Annotated in this window: 27 protein-coding genes; all 27 read right to left on the bottom strand. The window is 64.3% G+C overall.

Going from position 1 to position 21,830, the window contains the following annotated elements; genetic code table 11:
* Positions 1-34: 34 nt before the first annotated feature.
* Positions 35-1,153: a tetratricopeptide repeat protein gene (locus HLG70_RS25450; protein WP_171662830.1), complete on the bottom strand. Its 1,119-nt coding sequence runs from the start codon at positions 1,151-1,153 to the stop codon at positions 35-37.
* 60 nt (positions 1,154-1,213) lie between these two features.
* A complete protein-coding gene (locus HLG70_RS25445) occupies positions 1,214-1,990 on the bottom strand; it encodes a sigma-70 family RNA polymerase sigma factor (protein WP_171662831.1) in 777 nt (258 codons plus the stop codon).
* A 14-nt stretch (positions 1,991-2,004) separates the two neighbouring features.
* Positions 2,005-2,772: a flagellar type III secretion system pore protein FliP gene (gene fliP, locus HLG70_RS25440; RefSeq protein ID WP_171662832.1), complete on the bottom strand. Its 768-nt coding sequence runs from the start codon at positions 2,770-2,772 to the stop codon at positions 2,005-2,007.
* A complete protein-coding gene (locus HLG70_RS25435) occupies positions 2,769-3,095 on the bottom strand; it encodes a flagellar biosynthetic protein FliO (RefSeq protein ID WP_171662833.1) in 327 nt (108 codons plus the stop codon). The genes fliP and HLG70_RS25435 overlap by 4 nt, the downstream gene beginning before the upstream one ends.
* Positions 3,092-3,439 carry a FliM/FliN family flagellar motor switch protein gene (locus tag HLG70_RS25430; protein ID WP_234103227.1) on the bottom strand — a complete coding sequence of 116 codons (348 nt, stop codon included), beginning with the start codon at positions 3,437-3,439 and terminating at the stop codon, positions 3,092-3,094. The genes HLG70_RS25435 and HLG70_RS25430 overlap by 4 nt, the downstream gene beginning before the upstream one ends.
* Positions 3,440-3,481: 42 nt before the next feature.
* Complete coding sequence (locus tag HLG70_RS25425; protein WP_171662835.1) at positions 3,482-4,249, bottom strand: FliM/FliN family flagellar motor C-terminal domain-containing protein; 768 nt, start codon at positions 4,247-4,249, stop codon at positions 3,482-3,484.
* Entirely contained in the window at positions 4,249-5,448 is a 1,200-nt protein-coding gene (locus HLG70_RS25420; protein ID WP_171662836.1) for a flagellar hook protein FlgE, read from the bottom strand. The genes HLG70_RS25425 and HLG70_RS25420 overlap by 1 nt, the downstream gene beginning before the upstream one ends.
* Positions 5,449-5,457: 9 nt before the next feature.
* Positions 5,458-5,844: a flagellar hook assembly protein FlgD gene (locus tag HLG70_RS25415; RefSeq protein WP_171662837.1), complete on the bottom strand. Its 387-nt coding sequence runs from the start codon at positions 5,842-5,844 to the stop codon at positions 5,458-5,460.
* A gap of 5 nt (positions 5,845-5,849) precedes the next feature.
* Positions 5,850-6,101 carry a hypothetical protein gene (locus HLG70_RS25410; RefSeq protein ID WP_171662838.1) on the bottom strand — a complete coding sequence of 84 codons (252 nt, stop codon included), beginning with the start codon at positions 6,099-6,101 and terminating at the stop codon, positions 5,850-5,852.
* Between the two features lie 440 nt (positions 6,102-6,541).
* Positions 6,542-7,000, bottom strand: coding sequence for a hypothetical protein (locus HLG70_RS25405; RefSeq protein WP_171662839.1), 459 nt, complete (start codon positions 6,998-7,000; stop codon positions 6,542-6,544).
* Positions 6,997-8,334, bottom strand: a complete 1,338-nt coding sequence (locus HLG70_RS25400) for a FliI/YscN family ATPase (protein WP_234103225.1) — start codon at positions 8,332-8,334, stop codon at positions 6,997-6,999. The genes HLG70_RS25405 and HLG70_RS25400 overlap by 4 nt, the downstream gene beginning before the upstream one ends.
* On the bottom strand, positions 8,331-9,098 hold the full coding sequence (locus HLG70_RS25395; RefSeq protein ID WP_171662840.1) for a FliH/SctL family protein: 768 nt from the start codon (positions 9,096-9,098) through the stop codon (positions 8,331-8,333). The genes HLG70_RS25400 and HLG70_RS25395 overlap by 4 nt, the downstream gene beginning before the upstream one ends.
* Positions 9,095-9,619, bottom strand: a complete 525-nt coding sequence (locus tag HLG70_RS25390) for a hypothetical protein (RefSeq protein ID WP_171662841.1) — start codon at positions 9,617-9,619, stop codon at positions 9,095-9,097. Before HLG70_RS25390 ends, HLG70_RS25395 begins: the two co-directional genes overlap by 4 nt.
* Positions 9,616-11,037, bottom strand: a complete 1,422-nt coding sequence (fliF, locus tag HLG70_RS25385) for a flagellar basal-body MS-ring/collar protein FliF (protein WP_171662842.1) — start codon at positions 11,035-11,037, stop codon at positions 9,616-9,618. Before fliF ends, HLG70_RS25390 begins: the two co-directional genes overlap by 4 nt.
* 17 nt (positions 11,038-11,054) lie before the next feature.
* Positions 11,055-11,351: a flagellar hook-basal body complex protein FliE gene (gene fliE / locus HLG70_RS25380; protein WP_171662843.1), complete on the bottom strand. Its 297-nt coding sequence runs from the start codon at positions 11,349-11,351 to the stop codon at positions 11,055-11,057.
* Positions 11,348-11,785: a flagellar basal body rod protein FlgC gene (gene flgC, locus HLG70_RS25375; protein WP_171662844.1), complete on the bottom strand. Its 438-nt coding sequence runs from the start codon at positions 11,783-11,785 to the stop codon at positions 11,348-11,350. The genes fliE and flgC overlap by 4 nt, the downstream gene beginning before the upstream one ends.
* Before the next feature lie 2 nt (positions 11,786-11,787).
* Entirely contained in the window at positions 11,788-12,165 is a 378-nt protein-coding gene (gene flgB, locus HLG70_RS25370; protein WP_171662845.1) for a flagellar basal body rod protein FlgB, read from the bottom strand.
* Between the two features lie 30 nt (positions 12,166-12,195).
* Entirely contained in the window at positions 12,196-13,329 is a 1,134-nt protein-coding gene (locus HLG70_RS25365; RefSeq protein ID WP_234103223.1) for a flagellar basal body P-ring protein FlgI, read from the bottom strand.
* Positions 13,329-13,925: a flagellar basal body L-ring protein FlgH gene (locus tag HLG70_RS25360; protein ID WP_234103222.1), complete on the bottom strand. Its 597-nt coding sequence runs from the start codon at positions 13,923-13,925 to the stop codon at positions 13,329-13,331. Before HLG70_RS25360 ends, HLG70_RS25365 begins: the two co-directional genes overlap by 1 nt.
* On the bottom strand, positions 13,922-14,881 hold the full coding sequence (gene flgA / locus HLG70_RS25355) for a flagellar basal body P-ring formation chaperone FlgA (protein ID WP_171662846.1): 960 nt from the start codon (positions 14,879-14,881) through the stop codon (positions 13,922-13,924). Before flgA ends, HLG70_RS25360 begins: the two co-directional genes overlap by 4 nt.
* 9 nt (positions 14,882-14,890) lie before the next feature.
* On the bottom strand, positions 14,891-15,673 hold the full coding sequence (gene flgG, locus HLG70_RS25350; RefSeq protein ID WP_171662847.1) for a flagellar basal-body rod protein FlgG: 783 nt from the start codon (positions 15,671-15,673) through the stop codon (positions 14,891-14,893).
* A 10-nt stretch (positions 15,674-15,683) separates the two neighbouring features.
* Entirely contained in the window at positions 15,684-16,406 is a 723-nt protein-coding gene (locus HLG70_RS25345; RefSeq protein WP_234103446.1) for a flagellar hook-basal body protein, read from the bottom strand.
* A 52-nt stretch (positions 16,407-16,458) separates the two neighbouring features.
* Positions 16,459-18,540, bottom strand: coding sequence for a flagellar biosynthesis protein FlhA (locus HLG70_RS25340; RefSeq protein ID WP_171662849.1), 2,082 nt, complete (start codon positions 18,538-18,540; stop codon positions 16,459-16,461).
* The gene (locus tag HLG70_RS25335) at positions 18,537-19,616 is read right to left on the bottom strand and encodes an EscU/YscU/HrcU family type III secretion system export apparatus switch protein (RefSeq protein ID WP_171662850.1); all 1,080 of its coding nucleotides are present in this window, start codon (positions 19,614-19,616) and stop codon (positions 18,537-18,539) included. The genes HLG70_RS25340 and HLG70_RS25335 overlap by 4 nt, the downstream gene beginning before the upstream one ends.
* The gene (locus tag HLG70_RS25330; protein WP_171662851.1) at positions 19,616-20,380 is read right to left on the bottom strand and encodes a flagellar biosynthetic protein FliR; all 765 of its coding nucleotides are present in this window, start codon (positions 20,378-20,380) and stop codon (positions 19,616-19,618) included. Before HLG70_RS25330 ends, HLG70_RS25335 begins: the two co-directional genes overlap by 1 nt.
* A gap of 5 nt (positions 20,381-20,385) precedes the next feature.
* Positions 20,386-20,652 (bottom strand): flagellar biosynthesis protein FliQ, encoded by a 267-nt coding sequence (gene fliQ / locus HLG70_RS25325; protein ID WP_171662852.1) that lies wholly within the window; start codon positions 20,650-20,652, stop codon positions 20,386-20,388.
* Positions 20,642-21,688: a hypothetical protein gene (locus tag HLG70_RS25320; protein WP_171662853.1), complete on the bottom strand. Its 1,047-nt coding sequence runs from the start codon at positions 21,686-21,688 to the stop codon at positions 20,642-20,644. Before HLG70_RS25320 ends, fliQ begins: the two co-directional genes overlap by 11 nt.
* Between the last annotated feature and the right edge of the window lie 142 nt (positions 21,689-21,830).

The raw sequence follows: 21,830 nt of genomic DNA, 5'->3' as shown, positions 1-21,830 counted from the left end.
CCACGCGCAAGCCGGCCCAGCCCGCATCCGCCCGCTACTGCCGGATCCAGTCGATCAAGGAACGGCCATCCGGCGCCTCCACGCCCCGCAGCGCCCGTGCCGCCAGGGTCTGGAACTCCTCGGGCCGCTGCAAGGCGCCGGACAGCGCGGCCTGGGCGAACCTGGCGGACAACGCGGCGGAGTCCAGCCGCAGCGCCAGGTCAATATGGCGGGCGGCATCTTCACTCTGGCCCGTCAGTGCATAGACGACCGCGACGGCGCCATGGCTTTCGCCGAAATTCCGGTCCAGCGCCAGGGCCTGTTCGAAGGCGACTTTGGCCTGCGCCAGATTGCCGAGCAGCAAGCATGCCCATCCCAGTCCGTGCCAGCTTCCGACGTGCCCAGGCATCAGCGCCGTAGCGCGCTGGAAATCGGCTTGCGCGGTGGCTCCGTCCTGCACAAGCAGATGGGCAATTCCGAGCGAGGACCAGGCCCGCCCCTCTTGGGGTTTGCTTTGCACAACACGCGTCAACGCCGCGATCGCGCCCGCCGCATCCTTGGCTGCCAGCGCCAGCGCCCCGGCCGAGGTCAGCGCTTCCGTCGAATCAGGCAACGAACCCAGCGCAACGCCCGCCCAGTGCCTGGCTACGTCGAACCGGCCGCAATCGATGGCTATCAGGCTCAGCACTCCGGCGGCTTCCGGGTGCGACTTCAGTTCCTCGGCGTATGTCTCTCCCAGGGCCAGCCCCCCTTCCAGGCGCCCCAGGAAATGCAGGGTGCGCAGCCGGTTGGCCCAGGCATGGGCGGGCAGATTGCCGCTCTGCTGCAGAGCAGACCAGGCTGCCTCGGCCTCCTCGTGTCGCCCCGCATAATGCAGCAGATTGGCAAGCGCCACGCGCAGGTCCTGATCCTGGGGCAAACGCCGGCATAGATCCGACTGCAATTCCAGCGCCTCGTCCCATCGTCCCTGGGCGGCCCATAGCGACGCGCGCCGGTATTGCAGATAAGGGTCCGCGCCAGCGACGGCCTGCGCCCGATCCAGATAGCCTGCGGCTCGCCCATGCAGGCCCAGGCTCAATGCCAGCTCGAAGGCCTCTACCGCCAGCGTCGTGTTGTCCGGATCCTGCTGCAAGTAGCCGTCATAGCGGTCCAGACGATCTGTGGGGTTCGGCATGAAAGGAGTTCCTATGCGGAAAAGTTCGTTCAAGGGTCAAGCGTAACGCGATCCGCGGCGCTAAAAGTCCGCGCAGGATTGCTGGTATCGGGCCAGTTGCTGCCGGAGCATCTCCAGCGCGCGCTTATGCAACTGCGAAATTCTCCCCTTCGTCAGCCCCATTTCGGCGGCGATGTCCTGGAAGGCGATATCCTGCATGTAGTGGGCACGGACGATGTAGCGTTCACGCTCTGGCAAGGCGGATACCAGCGCGAGCACGCGGTCCCGCAACTGCTTGAGTTCAACCTGCTCGTAGGCTCCCAGGCCGCCGCCATTTTCCGATTGCTGCCATTCGATCAGCCCGGATCCTTCCAGCAGCACCCCGAGCGCCACGCCCACCCCGACCGCGGCCAACCGGCGGAACAGTTCTTCGGCCGATTCACCACCCTCGACGTCTTCGTCGAATTCGGCGAGCGATACCGCGCGGTCATCCTGATGGGCCAGGCGGCGCTGAATGGCCACCTGCTGCTGGCGCTCCGTCAGCTTCTCCAGTCCGTTCAGGATGGATCCGGTCATCCGCGTCGTCGCATACGTCTTGAACGAGGCGCCCAAGCCGGGTTGATAGCGGTCCACGCACTCCATCAGCCCGAGCGATGCGTACTGCAGGTAATCGTCAAATTCGAAGTCCTGCCCTCCACGGCGGGAATACATGCGCGCGGCGATCGCGCGCGCATAGGGCAGATAGCGCGTGACCAGGCGGTCGCGCAGCGCCTGGGTGGGCTGCGCGCGGTAGGTTCGCCACAGCGCATCCTCGTCTGGAGGGACAGGCCATTCCGGTTCAAAGGCGGCTGCATTCATGGTGGCCCAGGCACTCAATGGAAGGATCCTATCGTCGACCGCAGCACCAGCCCCCAACCGTCGATCAGCACAAACAGCAGAATTTTGATCGGCAAGGACACCGTCACCGGCGGCATCATCATCATTCCCAACCCCATCAGCACGCTGGACACGATCAGATCAATCAGCAGGAACGGCAGAAAGATCACGAAGCCGATCTGAAACGCGATCCTCAGCTCCGACAGCATGAATGCCGGAATCAGCTGCACGTTGCTGACCTGCTCCAGCGTTTCCGGCTTGGCAGCCCCCGAGAGATCCAGCATCAGCGCCAGGTCTTCCTCCCGGGTCTGCTTGACCATGAATGCCCGCATGGGCTGTACGGCCCGCTCGTAGGCGTCCTCGACCGACAGGGTTCCCTGCATGAACGGCTGAAGCGCGTGCTGATTGACGTCCTGGATCACCGGCGACATGACAAACAGCGTCAGGAACAGCGATAGCCCGAGCAGCGCGGCGTTTGGTGGGGTTTCCTGCATTCCGAAGGCATGACGCAGCATGGACAGTACGATGATGATGCGCAGGAACGCTGTCATGCATACCAGCATGGCGGGCAGCAGACTGAGAACCGTCAGCCCGATGGCGATGCGAAGCGCGGTGGCGGTTTCGGGGGCCGAGCCCGCCGCCAGACCCATCGTGGCGCCAAGACCCTGCGGCGGCTCGCCAGCCGCGGCAGCCCACGCGCCACCTGCGAGCAATGAAAGCGCTACCCCCGCCAACGTCGTCAAAGCGCGCACGGCTGGTCTCATGGTGCGCTCCTGCCAGCGTCGTGGGACACCGGGTCGCGCGCGATCTCGCAAGCGCCCGTTTCGCTGACCGACAGCAGAATGCGCTGACCGCCGAACTCCACCACCTCCAGCGTCACTTTCTGATTCAGGCGCGTTCCACCCAGCCGGCGCACCGGCGTGCTGGCTGGCTTGGTCCACCTCGGCAAGCCGCCGCGCTTGCGCGACCACAGCACCGCGGCGCAAGCCAACAGCGCCAGCACAATGGCCAGCGCCCACGACCAGGATTGCAGGCCGGTGGTCAAAGCGTCTTCGCGCGCCCATTCAAGCGGTGTACCCGAACTCATGCCAGCGAACGCAGATCCAAGGGCAGTTCAATCACTCGAACGCCGAAATGATCGCCGACCGCCACCAGCTCGCCACGCGCCACCACGCTGCCTTCGAGCAGCAGGTCCACGGGCTGATCCACCCTGCGGTTCAGGGCAAAGACTTGAGCCGACTTGGCGTTGATCAGGTCACCGACGGTCAGTTCGACCTCCCCGACGCGCACGGACAAGGTCGCCTTGACGCTGTGTATCGGATTGAGATTTTGAATGGCCAAGGGGGTCTGTTCGGCCGAGGCGTCCACGCCTTCCGGGAAATCGATGGGCTGAGCCATTGCGCCTGCAAGGTCGCCTTGATGAGTCGTCAACGCTGTACTCCTAGTGAAAGCCATGAAGAATCGTGGGCGGCCCTATGCTGCCGCACGCTCCAATCGGATCGCCTTTTGCGGCCCGACCCGGGATAAGTGCGCCCGCGCCACCGGCGATGCATCCTCCGCGTACAGGGTCGCGGGTTCGTCCAGCTTGTGGTCCAGCGCAATGACATCGCCGATCGCCAGCGAACACAGGCTGCCGATCTCAAGCCGGACCGGGCGCAACGCGACGTCGAGCAGGATTCCGCGCCGTCCCAGCACATCCTGTAGGGCCGCCAATGGCAATGACGGGCTCTCCTTGACGCGGCCCGTCACCGCACGGGCTACGCCGGCGCTCAACACCACCCCCAATTGCGCGTCGCCGACCCATACCGACAGGCTCAAGCCGCCGCGCTCCAGCCCCGCCGGCAAGGCGCAGGGCTGGTCGTGGTCCACCTCGGACCAGTCAAAATCCGCGCGTAGCGAAGCCAGCATTGCGCGCGCCGCCTGACGCGCCACCGACAGCGACAAGGGCCCGCCCTGGCGCATCGCCGTGGCGGCCTCACGTTCTTCATCGCACACCGCGGCCGCCAGCCCGCGAGCCGCCATATCGGGATGGGTCATCCAGGCCCCGTTTCTGTCGCCGCTGCCGGTCACGCATTGCCAGCCGGCCGCAGCGGCCGGCGCGGGCCAGGACGCGGGCTCGGCCCGAAGCGCGCCAGGGTCCACGCCCCATTGCCCGCACCAATCCAGCAGCGCTCCCCTGACGGAGTCCGCCGCCCGCTCCATTTCCGCCTGGGTCCACCAGGCGATCGTCCACACCGTCATCACCGTCTGCCCTTCATATCGAACAGCGACTGGATCAGATCGTTCGCGGTGGAGATCGTCTGGGATGCCGCTTGATATCCACGCTGCATGACGACCAGATCGCTGAATTCCTGGGACAGGTCCACGTTCGACCCTTCCACCCTGCCGCTTTCCAGCCGGCCAAATCCGTCCCCTCGAGGATTGCCCAAGATGCGGGCGCCCGAGTTTGTCAGCACGAACTGGCTCCCTCCCACCGGCGATAACAGGTCATCGGAGGAGAAGCGCGCCAACGCGATCCGCCGGCCCTGGACCGACTGACCGTTCGAGTAGCTGATGGACAGCACGCCCGACGCGTCGAATGCAACGCCCGTGGCGCTGCCAGCCGTGTAACCATCCTGCTTCAGAACGGTCAAGGTGGAGGTCGTACCGGACGCGAAGGACGTCACCCCATCGCTGAAATCCAGCGTGATAGCCTGGGCTCCTTGCGACGGCAATAGATAGTTCACGGTAATCCTGGAGGAGGCGGGATCAATCCTGCCATCCTTGAATACCAGCGTGCCTTCGCCCAGATGGGTCGGACCGTCGTCGATCGACACCTTCCAGGTGCCTGGCTGGGTTGCGCCCTGGTTGACGAACCTCACCTTCAGGAGATGCTCGGCACCTGTGCGGTCATAAATCTTGACCGCCGTCAGTTCGTGATCCATGCCGGTCGACGACAGATAGCCGGAGAACTGTATCGACGAGGTCGGGGTCGCGGGCGAGGTCATGAGACCCGCTAGCGAGATCTCTCCCAACGCGCCTTTCCCGTCGCGATCCGTTCCCAGCACCACCGAGCCGTCGCTCTTGTTGCGCAAGACGCCGTCGTCGCCGAACTCGAACTGGCCCGCGCGCGTATACCGCAGCTCCGAATCGTCCCCGCGCAGCATGAAGTACCCGGCCCCGTCCAACGCCATGTCCAGGCTGCTGCCAGTCTGCCGCGCCTCGCCCGGGCTGAAGTCGATCCGGGTGGAAAACGTGTTCACGCCCGCGCCCTGTCCGTTGTTTCCGGGCCCCTGCCGGTCGTGCTTGTAAGGCACATTGGCGCTGAACTGTTCTTCGAACAGCACCTGGGACTTCTTGAAGCCCGGCGTGTTCATATTCGCTACGTTGTTGCTGATGGTGCGCAGGCCCTTGGAGAATCCATTCATCCCGGCGAGGCTCAACCAGATGCTGTCCAGCATGACGGCTCCTTAGCGTATGGCCGTGACGGCGCCCAGGCTCAGGTCGCTGACGACCGAACCGCTGGACGTACGGATGCTCAACATCGGCGATCCGGACGCAAAACTCAGCGCCGTCACGGTGCCGGTGATGCTGCCGGTCTGTGATTCCACATCGACGGTCTTCCCGATCAACCCGACCGATTGCAGCGTCGCCTGCAACCCGACCAGTTCATCCAGCTTGGAGTAGGTCTGGCGGCTTTGCTCCAGGGACGAGAACTGGGCGATCTGGCCGATGAAGTCCTGGTTCTCCATCGGTTTGAGCGGATTCTGGTTGGTCAACTGGGCCAACAGCACTTTAAGCAGGTCCTGCATGCCAAGCTGGGTCGAGGCGGCGGCCCCGGTCGAATCGATTGCCATGGTGCTTACTCCGACAGAGTGGTTGAGGACAACGAAAGGGAAGATGAGTTCTGGTCATCGGCGAGCGGCCGGCCATTCAGGTAAAGCGCTGCCAGGCGCTGCGTACCGCCGCCAAGGCTGGCGGCTATCGCCGTCGCAAGGTGATTCGCCTGCTGGCTGTTCATGGCGGTATCGCGCACCCACACCGAGACGCCCTGCTCGCCGGGCTCGATATGCAAGGACTGCTTGCGCGGACGCACCCCGGGACTGCTGGCCATCTGCGTCAGCGCGACGGCCTGGCCAGAAAAATGGGACGTTGGCTGCCGACGCAGGGCGGTTGGCGCCACTGCGAGCGTTGGGGTCGCAACCGGGCCCTGCTCTCGCGACGGGCTTATCCAAGGTGTGGGCGCTTCCGTGCCCGAGCTGCGTATGGCGGCCTCTCCCTGAGTATCCGGTTCGCGGGTATGTTTCGCGTGAATATCCTGCCCCTGGCGAGGCGGCGTGCGGGCTGCGCTGCTGGAGTCCTCTTTGGAAACGGGTGGCTGGCCGGGGCCTGGCCGTGGCCCTTGACCGCTTTCCGTGTTCCGGTCCCCCAGCCACGATCGCGCCTGCGCGTGCTCCACCGCCTGGCGCCAGTCACCCGCAGCGCCGCCTCGTCCAGAGCCGCTGCCGGTCTGTGAGGCCCTCTGCGCGACAGGCATCAATACATCAAAGACCGTCATGGCCGCTCCCCTCGCACGGGCCATGCCGCATCGGCCTGGCGCTGATCAACCCGCACCAATTCCTGCTCGAATTCGCGCCTCGACTGTTCCTTGTGACGCTCAACGGTTTCAGTGCGCCGGTGTGCCTGGACCACTTGGTCACGACATTGCTCGACCTCCCCGCGCAATTCCCTTTCATGCGCCAAGGCGGAGCTCAACCCCGATTGACGTGCGGCCAGCGCCTCCCGTACGGCGGCGTGGCGCGCAGGATCAAAGAGCGCCGCACGGCCTGACGCGGCCGTCCAGTCGTCATGGCTGCGGCCAAGCGCCGCGCGCAACCGCCTGATATGCGCCTGGTGGTCATCCAGGCGCTGCTGTGCGGCGGCAAGCAACAGGCGGGCCTGCTCCAGCCTATGCATGTAGAGCATTTCCAAAGCGGTCAATGGGTATCTATAGCGTGATTGGCCGGCTGTCATGCCTCATCCTTCTGCAGCTTTCGAAGCACATCGGCCAATGCCGCGAAGGCGCTGCCGCGGGTGTCCGGAGCGTCGGTGTCTTGCCTCAGCCAGCCGTCCAGCGCGGGTGCGGCTGCAAGAGCGGCATCCAGCACCGGATTCGACCCCGCCTGATACGCACCGATGTCGACCACCTGCCGATTCCTGTCCAGCAATGCCAGGCAGGCCAACGCCTGCGCCATGGCCGTGCGCTCGTCCTTGCTGGTGAGCTCGCTGACCAGCCGGCTGGCGCTGCGCAGCACGTCGATGGCTGGATAGTGCCCGCGATGCGCCAAATCCCGGCTCAAAATGATGTGACCGTCCAGGGTCGCGCGCAGGCTGTCGGCGATGGGTTCATTGAAATCGTCCCCCTCGACCAAGACCGTGAAGATGGCGCTGATGGAGCCGCCGCCGTCCAGTTGGCCGCAACGCTCGCACAACTCGGGAATCTCCGAGAAGACAGACGGCGTATAGCCTCGCGCGGTAGGAGGTTCTCCCGCGGCCAGGCCGATCTCTCGCCGTGCCATCGCGTACCTCGTCACCGAATCCATGGTCAGGAATACGCTCTTGCCCTGGTCGCGGAAGTACTCCGAAATGGCCAGGGCGGCATAGGTGGCGCGCGCGCGCATCAATGCGGGTTCGTCGGAGGTCGCGACCACGACGACCGAATGCGCCAGCGCCTCCGGACCCAGCTGGCGCTCGATGAAATCGCGGACCTCTCGTCCCCGTTCGCCAATCAAGGCGATCACATTCACGTCCGCCTTCACGCTGCGCGCCAGCATGCCAAGAAGCGTGCTCTTGCCGACCCCGCTGCCCGCGAAGATTCCCACACGCTGTCCCCGTCCCAAAGGAAGCATGGCATCGATCACTCTGACCCCGGTCTCCAGCGGCGTGTCTATCGGCTTGCGCCGCAGGGGATTTATTGGTGGCGCCTTGAGCGGCGCGCAGGCCTCCGCGTCCAGGGGCGGCCCGTCGTCCAGTGGCTCGCAAAAGGCGTTCACCACTCGGCCCAACAGCGCAGGTCCTACAGGCACGCCAGTAAGACTTCCGGCAACCGTGACACGGCACCCGGCCGACACGCCGTCCAGTCGCCCGTAAGGCATGAGCACCACGCCATCCGGTCTGACCCCGACCACCTCGGCCAGAATATCCGCAGCCCCATTTTGGGGCGTTATGCGACACAGTTCGCCCAGGCTGGCATCAGGCCCGGCACATGTCACCACCAGGCCGGCAACTTGACGCACCGCGCCGTCGCGCGCATACAGCGCAGCGGCATTGAGTGCCTTCAGATAAGGGGCCATGGAAGCTTCGGTCACACCGGTGCTCCCCGCGAACGATAGGTGCGCGACAAGGCCTCCGCCAGGGCGGCCACCTGCCTGTGCAAGCGAGCATCAAGATTGCCCGTTTCGGTCTGCAGCACGCAGCCTCCCTCCACCGCGGGGTCGGCGACCCATTGGACATCGGCGACCTGTGGCGCCAGCGAGGCCACATCGATGTTGGCGGTTTTCAGAAGCTCAATGTCCGCCGGCGCCAGCCGGATGCGAACTTGCGTTGGATCCCGCAACTGCGCGCTCGCCTTCCGGATAACAGCGGCCACACCAGCAGGGTCGAGAACATCACCCAGAATGCGGGACAGCGCTGCCATCGCCAACTCCAGCGCCGCATCCTCGGTCGCGCCGCGCTCACGCTCCAGCGCCTCCACCAGAGCATCCGTCACCGCCGTGAACCGGTCCTGCAAGGCCTGCACTTGCTCGGCTACCTGGGCCTGGGCCGCGCGCAGTCCCTCCTCCCTTCCCAGGCGTAGCCCTTCCTCACGCGCCGCCTTGCGCAACTGCTCGGCCTCGGCCTGCATCATGCGCTGAGCGATCGCAAGGCCGCGCTGTTCGATTTCCGCCTCGCTCAGCGCAGCGGACGCGGCCTGCGGCACTGCCGCCGAACTGGCCGCATAACCGGCAGGCGCCTTGGCAACGGCGGCGGCAGCGGGCAGGCCCGGCACCCGAGGCGGCGTCGAAGGCACTTGGCCGAGCAGGCGCGATGAAGGCCCCACCGGCATCTGGCGCAGGATCGGTGCCGTCTTCACGCCATGCTCCTGGCGCGACGCAGAAACTGCCAGCGAGCCGGCTGCGTCCGGGGCGTGGACGACTGGCGAGCCGTCAAACGCTGCTCAAGCTCGTCAACCAGCGCCTGCTCAAGCGCCGCGGCGGGCGCCAGGTTTCTGGCCAGCGCCTCGATCCGCTTGGCGCGGCCCACGCCGCACAACTCCAACAACGCGGGTTTCCATGGCCAGTCATGGCGCCGGACGATACGCCCGATCACCGCGTCCGACTCCCCTCGCAGCAACGCCCAGATATCTTGCGCGTTTGCGCGAACCATTCTTGTCGCCAAGGCATCCGGCGCCGGATCGCTCGCCAGCGCTTCGCGTTCGCGCACAAGCTGATGCACCAGCTCGGCGTCCGCAGGAACGCCAGTACCGCGCAACTCCCTCACCAGCGCGGATAGCTGCCTGCGCTGCGCATCCGGCAGGCGCGACAGCAACCATGCCCTGTCCCGATCGGCAACCGCATGCAATGCCAGCGCGCTCAAACGCAACCCGTCCATCATGACTTCTCCACGTCCGCGCCGGACTTCGCCGGAGCCAGCCATCCACGAAGCTGCTGCAGCAGGACCTCGCGCTGCTCCGCCGACAATCGGGGCGCCTGCGCGCGCCGGCTGCTCAACAGCAGCAACAGCATCACCAGCACGCCGCCCGCCGCCAGCAGCAGCGAGATTGCCAGACGGGGCGTCCATTCGAACTCCGTCCGCAAAGCCGGCGGCGGCGCCTGGGCGACCGTCAGGCCAGCATCTTGCGCGAGCGCGGCGCCACGGGCAGCCATCTGTTCCGTGCTGTAGACGATCACCGTGTCGCCACGCTCGACCTGAGCCCCTGCCGCATTGCCCACCAGCATCCTCAGCCGGTCCAGCGCCACCCCATCCATCGGACCTCGAACGACGGCCGTCACGCCCATCTTCATGATCACGCCGGGTGTGGAGACGATTTCCTCTACCTTCCTACCCGCCTGGTAGTCGGTCTCACTTTCCGTACCGCCTCCCGCCCGCCGGCTGTTGCTGGCGACGCCCGATTCTCCCTCCCGATTCGAGCGCCGTTCGCGCACGACCACGCCCGTAGGCTGTCCCTTGCCCGAAGGCGAATAGGGCAGTATGTCCTCGGTAGTGATGCGTATGCGGTCCATGTTGAGCAGCACGTCCACGCTCGCCACCACCGTGCCGGCGCCAAATGTCTGATCCAGCATGCCGGAGATCTTCCGCGTCAGATACTCCTCGGTCGAGCGTTTCAACGCGAGCCGGGCGTCGGCCGCGCCGGCGCCATCGCCTTCCTCGCCCGACGCGGTCAGCGCCACTCCGTGCTGATTGACGATGGTGACGTTACGGGACTCGATATCGGGAATCGACGCCGACACCAGGCGCTGGATGCCCAGCACCTGTTCGGGCGTCAGGCTGCGCCCATCCCGCAACGCGACGGCGATCGACGCCGTGGGCACCCCGCCTCCCCGATGAAATAGCCCCTGTTCGGGCAAGGCGATCAACACCCGCGCTGATTCGACATTCGAAAGGGAGAGAATCGTGCGGGTGATTTCACCCTGCAACGCGCGTTGATAGTTGATGCGCTGCGCGAACTCCGTCATGCCGAAATCGGCATTGTTGAACAGTTCGAACCCCACGGCTCCATGCAGAGGCAGATCCTGCCCCAGCAACCCTATGCGCGTCTTGTGCACCACCTCCTGGGGAACAAGAATGGCAGTGCCGTCCGCCTCGAGGCGGTATGGGATCTTCTGCTTGTCCAGCTCGCTCAGCATCACCGAGGCGTCCTGCGGCTTAATGCCGGAGAACAGCACCTGATAGTTGCCGCGCGTGAGCCAGAATCCCGCGATGGCGACCGCCGCGACGATCGCAACAGCGCCGAAAGCAAGCGTATAGCGGTTGCGCCTGTCCAGACGCGTCCAAAACTCCGAGAAAGCCATTTACGATGAATCCTGTGTCAGATCTGCATGCGCATAACTTCTTGGTATGCGTCCAACAGACGGTTACGCACCTGCAAGAGCAGCTGGAAGCTGGCCTTGGCCTCTTCCATGTGAATCATGACCTGGTGCAGATTCTGGACCTCACCGACGGCCAGACGCTGGGCGTCAGCCTCGGTACGAAGCAGTGCGCGGTTGGTACCGTTCAGGCCGGCGCTCACCATCGCGTCGAACTGCGGCCCCCGTGGCACTTGCATCAGGGCAGGCACCTGCGGCGTGGAGATCGCCTGAATGGCCTCGATAGCGGCAATGCTCATGAACGGCCTCCGATCTCCAAGGCTTTGATGGCCATGCTTTTGGCCACGTTGAACGCCGCCACGTCTGCCTCGTAGGCCCGGCTGGCCACCATCAATGTCATCATTTCGGTCAGGGAATCCACGCCGGGGTAAGACACGAAGCCATCCTTGTTTGCCTGGGGATGACCCGGCTCGTAGACACGCCGCGCCGGCGCGCGATACGGCGCCACGCTCAGGGTCTGCGCCGCCGCCATGCCTTGGTCGACCAGCGCCTCAAAGCTGCGCCCGCCCGGCACGGCCCGCACCGAGGCCTGCACGCGCAAAGGCTGATACCCGGCACCGTTGGCGGACAAAGGGGAATTGGCGTTGGCGAGATTCAGGGCGGCAACATCGACGCGCAGCCTCTCGGCGTTCATGCCGGCCGCGCTGATGGCGAATGCGTTTTGATAGTCCATGATCAACGCCTCCCGTCGGTCAGCGCCGAATCTATCAACGCGGCCTGGCCATTCAAGGACTTGACCAGCGCCTGGTAATGCAGCGCATTGCGGGCAAGCGCCGCCACTTCCTGGTCGATCGAAACCGCATTTGCGCCATAGGGCACGGGGGTCGCCGACGGCGCGCTGGTCAAGCGTGGCGCCGCCAGTTCTCGCGGATCAAGGCGGCCGCCCCGATCCAACGCCGCGACCGCCGACGGCATCAGCGATTCGAATTGCACCCGCATGGGGATATAGCCCGCGGTGTGGACGTTGGCGATATTCGCAGCGCCCGCTTTCTGCCTGAGACTCGCCGCGTCGAGGGCGGCGCTGAGCGCACTTAATGTGACCGGATCAATCATGTCGATGGACACTCGAGAAGTTTGGCTGGATTACTGGATGATGAGATCGGCGTGCAGTGCGCCCGCGGTCTTGATGGCGCGCAAAATGGAAATGATGTCCCGCGTGCTGGTCCGGATCTTGGTCAAGGCCTGCACCAGCTCGGCAACGGTGCTGCCTTCCGACATGACAAACGCGTTGCCCTCGCCCTCGCGCACGTCCACGCTGGAGTTCGACACCACCTCGGTGCGTATGCCGCCTCCGGCCTGGCGCACGAAAATGGGCTGGGAGACCTGGTTGTCGGTCACGATGGAGATTCGCAGGTCGCCGTGCGATATCGCGACTTTGGACAGTCGCACGTCGCCACCGGAAACCACCGTCCCCGTCCGTTCATCCAGGATCACCTTGGCGCGTTGATCCGGCGCCACTGACAGCGCCTCGATGCGCGATACGAACGTCACCAGGTCGTCCCGATCGAACTCCGGTACGCGGATGTCGACTCCCGCGGCATCGCGCGCCCGGGCGACCGGTTGGCCCAATGCGCGGTTGATCTCGGCCGCCACCCGCCCCGCGGTCGTATAGTCCGGATTGGCCAGCAGGAATGTCAAGACGCCGTCGTCGCTGAGCATCTGCGCATTCACGCCGACCTCGACCAGGGCTCCGCTGGGAATGGAGCCCGCGGTGGGATGGTTCTTCTGCACCACGTTGCCATTCATGTCGTAGCGGTACCCTCCCACCGACAGCGGCCCTTGCGCCAGCGCATAGATCCTCCCGTTGGCCGCCTTCAGCGCGGTGACCAGCAAGTTGCCGCCGACCAGGCTGCGCGCATCGCCCGCCGAGGTCACGACAACATCCACGGCATCGCCCGGCCGGGCGAACGGCGGCAGCATCGCGCTCACCATCACTACCGCCACGTTCCGGCTTTGCACCTGCTCGGGCGCGACGGTCAGGTCGAATTGCGAGTAGACGTTGGCCATCGCCTGCCGGGTTGTCTTGTTGGAAGGGGAATCTCCCGTGCCGGCCAGCCCGGCAACGATGCCGTAGCCCACCAGCGAATTCTCACGCCAGCCTTTGAGCTTTCCCAGGTCTTTGATGCGGACGACGTCCGCCGCCGCAGGCCGCGCGGCGTGGACACCGCCCGTCCACGCCGACATGCCCAACGCCAATATCGCGATCAATAAACGCATCAGAATCCCAACCAATTAAGAAAGCGGTTCCACCACGCAGGGCGCTGCCTTCCCGCCAGCTCGCCTTCGCCGACATAGATGATCTCCGCTTCGCTCAGGCGCGTGGAGATCACCACGTTGGCCGGCGATATGTCCTGCGGACGCACCCGGCCTTTCACATGGATCTTCTGCTGCTCGTCATTGACGGTCAGGAGCTGGTCGCCCTTTACATACAGATCCCCGTTGGGCGCAATATCGACGACACTGACGGACATCTGCGCAAGCAATCGGCCTGAGCGCTGGGTCTTGCCCCCACCCTCGAAATCGCCGTCCACATTAAGGCTTGCCGCCGTGGTGGGCTGCCGCGACAGGCTGAACTCCGCATCGATTCCAGTCCTGCGCCCCGTCGAGGTATCGGCGGAGCTCGTGGCGGACGATGTTTCCACCACCTGGATCGTCAGCACATCGCCGATGTGGGCGGCCTTGCGGTCGGTCCCCAACGAGCGATAAAGCGACGGGTTGTACAGGCTTTCGGCGCTGGCGGCAGCCGTGGCCATGGCAAGCATGGCGGCGCATACGCAGTTGCGACCGCGGCTGAGGATGCGGCTGCTGATCATTCCTGTATCTCCACCAGCCCGCTGCGCACCACGCGGGCCTGCACGACGTCGGTGCCCAAGGCCGGGCGCACCCGCACCGAGCGATTCGACCAACCGTCCTGCAGCGCTTGCGCGGTCGTCTCGATCATCACCGAGCCGGAACGCACGCGCAGCGCTACCTGATCGCCGCGCTCCACGTCGGGCAGCGCCTGCAACTGCGAACGCATCAACACCGATCCCGCCTCCACCGCCAGCTTCGTGCGCACGGCTTGCAGCGGTTCTTCCGCGGGCCAATAGGCACCCGCCAACGCCGCCACATCGCGCTCTTCGACGGTGACGTCCCGCGGCGAGAGCGACGCCCCCGCGGGCAGGCTCGCATTCAAACGCAGCACTGGCGCAATCGCGCGAATATTGAGCGCTACCGGCACCGCCCGATACAGGCGCTTTCCTTGCCACAGCTCTACCCAAACCACCAGACGCGAAGGGATCTCCATGCCCAGCTCGACCGGGCGGGCCCGAAGCTGATACTGACCGGCGGCGACCAGCTCCGGCAGCGGGTTTCCCGCCGGCTCGACGTCGAACCTCTGGAAACGCACCCGTAAAGCCTGCGCCGCCATCACCTTCGCCGCTTCCGTCACGGCGTCGTGGTCCAGCGGAGCCGCCTTGCGCGTGACGCGCACCGAAGCGTTTCCGCGCCAGGTCACGGCTCCCAGCTCGCCGGGCGCGGTGTCTATCCAACGTTGAAGCTCTTCCCTGCCTATCTCCCGCACCGCGTTGGCCGCCGGCGCCGGTCCGATCGGCAGGCCGGCCAGGAGGCTCACGCTATCGGCCGCACCTTCGATGGCGGCGATATCGCCCAGCGTCAGGACGGGCTTCTGCACCTGGACGGCGTTACGCAGGAAGATCGCGGGGGCATCTGGCGTGAACGCGCCGGCGCTGGCGGACCACAGGAGAAGGAGGAGAATCAGCTTTCGCACGTCCGTCGCCTAGCGCCTGAGGTTGTTGACCAGGCCGAGCATGTCGTCGGAAGCCTGAACGATCTTGGCATTGGCCTCGTACGCGCGCTGAGCAACCATCAGGTTGACTATTTCTTCATTGAGCTGCACGTTCGAAGCCTCCAGGTAGCCCTGCGCATAAAGCCCCATGCCGTCTTCGCCCGGACGTCCCAGGATCGGATCTCCCGAACGTTCCGTGGCCTGATAGAGGCCTTCGCCCAGCACCGCCAGGTCTTCAGGCGCGTTGAAGCGGACCATATCCAGCTTGCCCAGTTCGTCCGCGTCGCGGCCTTCGTTTCGCCACGCGGTGACACGGCCGTCTGGCGAGATCGTGAGCTGCTCGCTGTCCGCCGGAACAGAGATCATCGCGTTCAAGGGAAGCCCGCCCTGTGTCGTCAACAGACCGTCCTGGTCCACCTTCAGCGTGCCGCCGCGCGTGTACGCCACGCCGCCATCCGGCATCGCGACTTCCAGCAATCCATCGCCACGAATCGCGATATCCAGCGGCTTGCCCGTAGGCTTGACCTCGCCAGCGACAAAGGACTTGGCGTTGCGCGATATCGCCACGCCCAGCCCCATGTTGGCCGCGGGATCCATTCCCAGCACACCGGCGGGCAGGCCCGCCGTGGCCGCGCGCGACATCAGGTCCTCGAACACGACATAGGACTTTTTGTAGCCCGTCGTATTCATGTTGGCCAGGTTCTGCGCAACGGCGTCCACGCCGGTCTGCTGGGCGTGCATGCCGGTTGCGCCGATATACAAGGAATCAATCATGTCGGTCTCCTCAGAATTCACCAAGCTTCTGCACGGCACGGCCAGTCATCTCATCGACGAATTGCGCCGTCTTTTGCAGGCTTTCAAAATGACGCATGACGTCGATCATGCCCACCATCTCTCGCGCCGGATCCACGTTGGAGCCCTCCAGATATCCTTGCAGCACCGAGAATGTGCCGTCCTGCGCGGCCGTGCCGCGCTGACTCTCGGCGCCGTAGACGCCGCCTCCCAGTCGCTCCATTTTTTCGGGTTCCTTGAAGGACGCCATGCTGAGCTTGTCCACGAAGCGCCCCTGGTCATAGACGTTTCCCAGATGGTCGATGCGCGGCGCACTCGATACCAGGCGTATCTCCCCGCCCAACCCCATCACCAGATCGCCCTGGGCGGTCACCAGGCGTCCCTGACTGTCCGTATGCATCGCGCCCTGCCGGCCGTAAAGCGTCTTCCCGTCGCGAGACAACTCAAGAAATACGTTCTCGCCAGTGAGGGCCACGTCCAGAGGACGACCTGTGTACTGAACTCCGCCAAGTCGCAAGTCGGAATAGGACGCCGACGCCGCTGGCGCCGGATCCCCGCCAGAAGCGCGCAGCTCCAGCGCATTCATCTGTGCCTCGAAGCCAACGCCATTGACCAGCTCCCGCTTGTAAGCGGGGGTGCGCACATTGGCCAGGTTGACAGCGATCGCATTCAGGCGCGTCTGGTCCACCCCCATGCCCTGCGCAATGACACTCATGATTTCCAAAATTGACTCTCCGTTCAGTCTGACTTCTAGCCATCTACGCGTTTCAGGCGGCCGCCGCATCGTGCAACGCCGCGACGGAAACCGCCGAGAACGCCTTGAGATCGATGCTGTTTGGGATCTCGGACATCGACAGCACGCGCAAATGTGGAAGCACGCGCTCCGTAAGCATCCGCATGTGGCGGCGCAGGTCTGGCGAGCACAACAGCACGGGTAGCAGATTTGCCTTCATCATCCCTTCCGCCTGCTGCACCAGCTTGCCTATCAACTGATCGGCAAGCCGCGGCTCTAACGCAAACCGACCGCTGGTCTCGGAAGATGCTCTCAAGGCCTGGCCAATATGCGCTTCAGTCAACGGGTCCAGCGTGATCACATGCAGGGTGCTGGTTTCGCCGGAAAGCGAACGGCAGATAGCCTGTCCAAGACGCTGCCGCACCAGCTCCGCCAGCAGTCCGCTATCGCGGTGCTGTCTGCCCGCGTCCGCAAGCACCTCCAGGATCGCCTCCAGATTGCGCACGCTGACCTTCTCGCGCACCAGCGCTTGCAGCACCTTTTGCACTTCGCTCATGGACAGGATGCCGGGGATCAGCTCTTCGACCAGCCCAGGCTGGGCCTGCCGCACCCTTTCCAGCAACTTGTCCGTCTCCGCGCGCGTCAGCAGCGTGACCGATTCCCGGCGCAACACCTCGGTAAGATGCGTCATCAGAACGGTCAGCCCGTCGATGAGCGTGTAGCGTCCCTGCTGCGCGTTCGCCTTCTCGGACTCCTCGATCCAGACCGCAGGCAGGCCGTAAGTCGGGTCACGGGTCTCGACACCGCGCACGGTCTTGGTCACGCCTGCCGGATGGATGGCAAGCCAGCGATCCGCCATGGCCTGCCCTTTGCCCACCGAAACTCCGTGGATCAGGATCTCGTAGTCGTCCGGAGCCAGGCGCGTACTCGCGCGGAAACGCACGGCGGGCAGCACCAGGCCCATCTCCAATACGTATTGATTTCGAAAAACGGATATCCGGTCCGAGAATCCGCTGTAGTCCATCACCGACGGCAATAAATGCGCACCCGCCTGGATCTCGATGGGTTCGACCTTCAAGGCCTCGTATGGATCGCCGGAAGCGGGCGCCGCAGGCAGAGCACCGGGGCCGTCCGCGGCGCCGACGTGCTCCGCCGCGGTGCGCATCGCCCGTCTTGCGGCCCATCCCAGGCCCAGCATGGCCATGGCCAGCACGAATGCCGGCAGCGCCGGAATGCCAGGCAGCGCCATGAACGCGAACAGGGCGGCGCAGACAAGAAACAGTGTCTTGGGAAACAGGGTGATCTGGCGCGCGACCTCCTGGCTGAAATTTCCATCGGAGGCGGAGCGCGTAACGATAATTCCCGTGGCCACGGCAATCACCAGTGCCGGCACCTGCGTCACGATGCCATCGCCAATCGTCAGCAAGGTATAGATACGGATCGCCTCGCTCCAGGGGATCCCGAGCTGCATCACGCCGATAACCAGGCCGCCAACGATGTTGATGGCCATGATAAGAACGCCCGCTATGGCATCGCCCTTGACGAATTTGGACGCGCCGTCCATCGCGCCATAGAACGCGGCCTCCTTCTCCAGCGTCTTGCGGCGCAACTGCGCCTGTTCCTGGGTGATGAATCCCATGTTCAGGTCTGCGTCGATACTCATCTGCTGGCCCGGCATGCTATCGAGCGTGAACCGCGCCGCCACTTCCGACACCCGTTGGGCGCCGCTGGTAACCACCACGAACTGCACAACGATCAGGATCAGGAAGACGATCAGGCCAATCACATAGTTCCCGCCCACGACATAGCCGCCTATCGCCGAGATAACGCTTCCGGCATTCGCCTCGGACAGGATGAGCCGCGTCGCCGCAACGTTCAGCGACAGCCGGAACAGCGTGGCGATCAGCAGCAGCGATGGGAACGTCGAGAACTCAACCGGACGTGTCATATAGAACGTCAGCAGCAGGATCAGGAACGCAAAGCTGAAATTGGCCAGGATCAGGAAATCCAGCGCCCACGGAGGAATAGGCATGAACAGGACAATCAGCACGCCCATCACCACGAGGACCATGATGACGTCCCGATTGCTTGCCAGCCACTGCGAGATCCGGTTCATGGCGTCCCCCGCAATGCAGCGCGCGCGTTGCGCTGCGCCAGCAGCCACACCATGACGCGGGCAACGTCCGCATACAGCCCAGCTGGAATCGTCTGGCCCAGGTCTCCCTGAAAGTAAAGGGCTCGGGCCAGCGTGGGGTTTCGCACGATGGTGACGCCGCAGCGGGCGGCCTCCGCGCGCATCCGCGCCGCCAGTGATCCCGCGCCTTTCGCCAGCATCACGGGCGCCGCCATTTCACCGCGCTTGTACTCCAGCGCGACTGCCAGGTGAGTCGGGTTGACGATCAGGACGTCCGCCTGGCCGACCTGGCGCACCGATGCAGCCTTCTGCAGCATCTCCACACGCAGGCCGCGAAGGCGGGAGCGCACGCGCGGATCGCCTTCCCGATGCTTTACCTCATCCTTGACGTCGCGGCGGCTCATGCGCATCTTGCGCTTGAACTCAAATCGCGTGTATCCCAGATCCAGCAATGCCAGCAGCAGGGCAACGAACGCCAGCTTCAACGCCATCGCCCCCAGCATCGCCACCAAATCCCTCAGGGCATCCATTGGCGCGCGCTCGCCCAGCAGATGCAGCGCCGGCGCCAGGTCGCGCACGATCATGTACAGCACCCAGCCCAGTATGCCGACCTTGATGATGCTCTTGAATGCATCGTAGATCGTGCGCATCGAAAACAGTCGCTTCAAGCCGGTAACGGGGTTGATGCGCGTCAAGTCCGGCTTGAGCGGGAACGTGCTCCAGACCAACCCCGTCTGCGCCAGGCTGGCCACCAATGCCGCAGCTCCGACGGTCAGCGCAAAGGGCGCGACGATATGCAGCGTTCCCGCGCCGACGCGCCCGACCAGTGAGACCACCGAAGCCGCCGACAGGTTCATACCCAGGCCCTGTATCAGCGCGGCGCGGGCCAGCGCCGTCAACGCCAGCATCGCTTCCCAACCCCAGGCGTACAGCACCGCGGCCGCTGTCAGCAACGCCACGGCCCCGGTCAGGTCCGGGCTGCGGGCGACGGATCCGCGCCGGCGCGCCTGTTGAAGCTTGTATGGGGTGGCGGCTTCGCTCTTATCGAACTCTTGCATCAGTGCACCGCTCCGTTCCATACGTCGGACGTCAGCCTAAAAATGCGCGACAGTCCGGACGGCATGAATCGCACCCATACGGCCAGAGCGGCGAGCCCGACCATGATCTTGATAGGCAATGCGATCACGAACACATTCATTTGGGGCAGGCCCCGGGCCAGCACCCCCAAGCCCAGCTCCACCACCAGCAGCGTCGCGGCGACAGGCGCGACCAGCATGAAGCCGAAGCCGTAGATGTTGCCCCAGGCCGCCAGCACCGCACGCAGGTTCACGTCCCGGATCGAGAATCCTCCAACCGGAACGACCGTCAGGGTGTGGGCGATACCCCGCAACAAGGCATGATGCCCGTCAAGCAGGAAGAACAGCAGTACGCTGGCATACAGGAAGGTGGACGTGATGATGGGCACTTGCGTGCGGCTGACGGGATCGAATACCTGGCCGATGCCGAAGCCGATCTGGATATCCAGCGCGCGCCCGGCGAAGGCGATCGCCGAGAAGGCGCAAAATATGCCGCAGGCAAGCAGCAGGCCGAATGAGAACTCCAGGGCTGCGCTCTGCATTAGCGCACCCGCGGATGACGGCGCCGGGTGCGCCGCGACGGGCAACGCCGCCGCGGTCACGACCGAGAGCATCACCACCAGGAGGACCCTGGCGGTGGCCGGAATGGGAAACATGGTGAACACCGGCGTGAAGGCCAACATCGTCCCGATTCGGATCGAGATCAGCAGGATCGTCATCACCGCGGAAATCTGAAGATTGATCATGGAAGTCACCGCAGGCCCGGCATATCGCGCAGCAACGTCGTCGCGTATTGCATGAGAGTCCGCAACATCCACGGGCCGAAGATAACCATGGCGACAACTGCGGCCACGATCTTCGGGATGAAGGTCAACGACATTTCCTGAACCTGCGTCACGACCTGCAGAATGCTGATGGCGACGCCGACCGCCAGGGTAAGCAGCAAGACGGGCGCGCAGATCAGCAGACCTGTCCAGAACAGTTCGCTCATCAGCTGGAGGGCGAGATCAGGCCGCATGATCGTCCTCCACCTCGACCTCGGATCTGACCTCGACCTCGATTCCTGCCTCCTGGGCCGGCTCCTGATCAGGCGCCTCGCCATCGGCGAATATGGACTCCAGCATGCGCGGATAGACGTTCGGGTGAATCATGGGATGGCTGTTCATTTCCAGCAGCCAGACCCTGTCGTCTTCATCGATCACGGCATCGAGCGTGAACACGGAATTCCGGCGGACATTTTCGGCGATGCCGCGCTGCAATAGCGGTCCGGCGTAGCAGAACTGCGCAGTAACCTGAGGGGGCATCTGATCCCAGACATCGCGGTTCTTGAGCGTGACGCGGTCGTGCGGCGTCAAGTAGCGGAAGTCCAGCATGACATTGACGCCCTGTGGCACCACATCGTCAACGTGGTAGCCCTGCCATGCCAGAATCTGCACCGAATCGTCCAGGCTCATGACCAGATCGAAATTGCCTCTGGGTTGAGCGGCGATTTCCCGCAACGTGCGGCGCCCATCGCCAGTAATCTGCGGAGGATTGAGGACTTCCAGCGCCACCGGCTCTCCGTTCCAGAACCAGGCCTTGGCGCTGCGGCCGCGGATGAATTGTTCGCAGAAGTTCCCATCCTGCAGCGCGAAATCTTCATTCAGCGGGGCCAGCGGCCCGAACGGCCCTCGGATACCCACGCCAAAGGATCCGATGGCCGGCTTGATGATGAAATCCGGCGCTAGCGGCTCTCCCTCGGTCCAACTGGCCGTCACCCGCAGCCCGTTGGCCTGCGCGTAGTCCTTGAATAGCGTTTTGTCCGTGGATAAGGGCCACGACTTCACCGGATACGGCATCCATCCAATAAAGTCGCCGTCTCCGGAAAACTCGCGCTGGTAAATAGTGCGTCCTTCATATTGCCGAACAAAACGCGGAAAAAGCACAACCCGGCGTCCGCAATAATTAATCGTCAATTCGAATGTTTCGGGAGCAATCAGAATATCGGCGCCATGCGCAATCGCCCATTCTCGGATGGGATGCAAGTGCTTGATTGGGCGGAACAGGTAATACATGAAATGCGCCGAACGGAGAGCCAATGGCCGGGAATTGGATATTCGGCGGAGTTTAGGTGGACCGCAAAAAAATCACAATAAGAGACTAGTAACATCGAATTGTTTCATTTGAAACAGAGAGAGCGCACACTCCGTCTATAGA

The organism is Achromobacter deleyi, assembly GCF_013116765.2.
Classification (GTDB): Bacteria; Pseudomonadota; Gammaproteobacteria; order Burkholderiales; family Burkholderiaceae_B; genus Achromobacter; species Achromobacter deleyi_A.
The sequence above is the reverse complement of the archived record's forward strand: the minus strand, read 5'-3'. Positions and strand labels throughout refer to the sequence as shown.

Coding starts and splice junctions, on each gene's coding strand:
- HLG70_RS25450 (WP_171662830.1), bottom strand. CDS start 1,153: ATGCCGAACCCCACAGATCGTCTGGACCGCTATGACGGCTACTTGCAG.
- HLG70_RS25445 (WP_171662831.1), bottom strand. CDS start 1,990: ATGAATGCAGCCGCCTTTGAACCGGAATGGCCTGTCCCTCCAGACGAG.
- fliP (WP_171662832.1), bottom strand. CDS start 2,772: ATGAGACCAGCCGTGCGCGCTTTGACGACGTTGGCGGGGGTAGCGCTT.
- HLG70_RS25435 (WP_171662833.1), bottom strand. CDS start 3,095: ATGAGTTCGGGTACACCGCTTGAATGGGCGCGCGAAGACGCTTTGACC.
- HLG70_RS25425 (WP_171662835.1), bottom strand. CDS start 4,249: ATGACGGTGTGGACGATCGCCTGGTGGACCCAGGCGGAAATGGAGCGG.
- HLG70_RS25420 (WP_171662836.1), bottom strand. CDS start 5,448: ATGCTGGACAGCATCTGGTTGAGCCTCGCCGGGATGAATGGATTCTCC.
- HLG70_RS25415 (WP_171662837.1), bottom strand. CDS start 5,844: ATGGCAATCGATTCGACCGGGGCCGCCGCCTCGACCCAGCTTGGCATG.
- HLG70_RS25410 (WP_171662838.1), bottom strand. CDS start 6,101: ATGGCCAGCAGTCCCGGGGTGCGTCCGCGCAAGCAGTCCTTGCATATC.
- HLG70_RS25405 (WP_171662839.1), bottom strand. CDS start 7,000: ATGACAGCCGGCCAATCACGCTATAGATACCCATTGACCGCTTTGGAA.
- HLG70_RS25390 (WP_171662841.1), bottom strand. CDS start 9,619: ATGATGGACGGGTTGCGTTTGAGCGCGCTGGCATTGCATGCGGTTGCC.
- fliF (WP_171662842.1), bottom strand. CDS start 11,037: ATGGCTTTCTCGGAGTTTTGGACGCGTCTGGACAGGCGCAACCGCTAT.
- fliE (WP_171662843.1), bottom strand. CDS start 11,351: ATGAGCATTGCCGCTATCGAGGCCATTCAGGCGATCTCCACGCCGCAG.
- flgC (WP_171662844.1), bottom strand. CDS start 11,785: ATGGACTATCAAAACGCATTCGCCATCAGCGCGGCCGGCATGAACGCC.
- flgB (WP_171662845.1), bottom strand. CDS start 12,165: ATGATTGATCCGGTCACATTAAGTGCGCTCAGCGCCGCCCTCGACGCG.
- HLG70_RS25365 (WP_234103223.1), bottom strand. CDS start 13,329: ATGCGTTTATTGATCGCGATATTGGCGTTGGGCATGTCGGCGTGGACG.
- HLG70_RS25360 (WP_234103222.1), bottom strand. CDS start 13,925: ATGATCAGCAGCCGCATCCTCAGCCGCGGTCGCAACTGCGTATGCGCC.
- flgG (WP_171662847.1), bottom strand. CDS start 15,673: ATGATTGATTCCTTGTATATCGGCGCAACCGGCATGCACGCCCAGCAG.
- HLG70_RS25345 (WP_234103446.1), bottom strand. CDS start 16,406: ATGAGTGTCATTGCGCAGGGCATGGGGGTGGACCAGACGCGCCTGAAT.
- HLG70_RS25340 (WP_171662849.1), bottom strand. CDS start 18,540: ATGAACCGGATCTCGCAGTGGCTGGCAAGCAATCGGGACGTCATCATG.
- HLG70_RS25335 (WP_171662850.1), bottom strand. CDS start 19,616: ATGCAAGAGTTCGATAAGAGCGAAGCCGCCACCCCATACAAGCTTCAA.
- HLG70_RS25330 (WP_171662851.1), bottom strand. CDS start 20,380: ATGATCAATCTTCAGATTTCCGCGGTGATGACGATCCTGCTGATCTCG.
- fliQ (WP_171662852.1), bottom strand. CDS start 20,652: ATGCGGCCTGATCTCGCCCTCCAGCTGATGAGCGAACTGTTCTGGACA.
- HLG70_RS25320 (WP_171662853.1), bottom strand. CDS start 21,688: ATGTATTACCTGTTCCGCCCAATCAAGCACTTGCATCCCATCCGAGAA.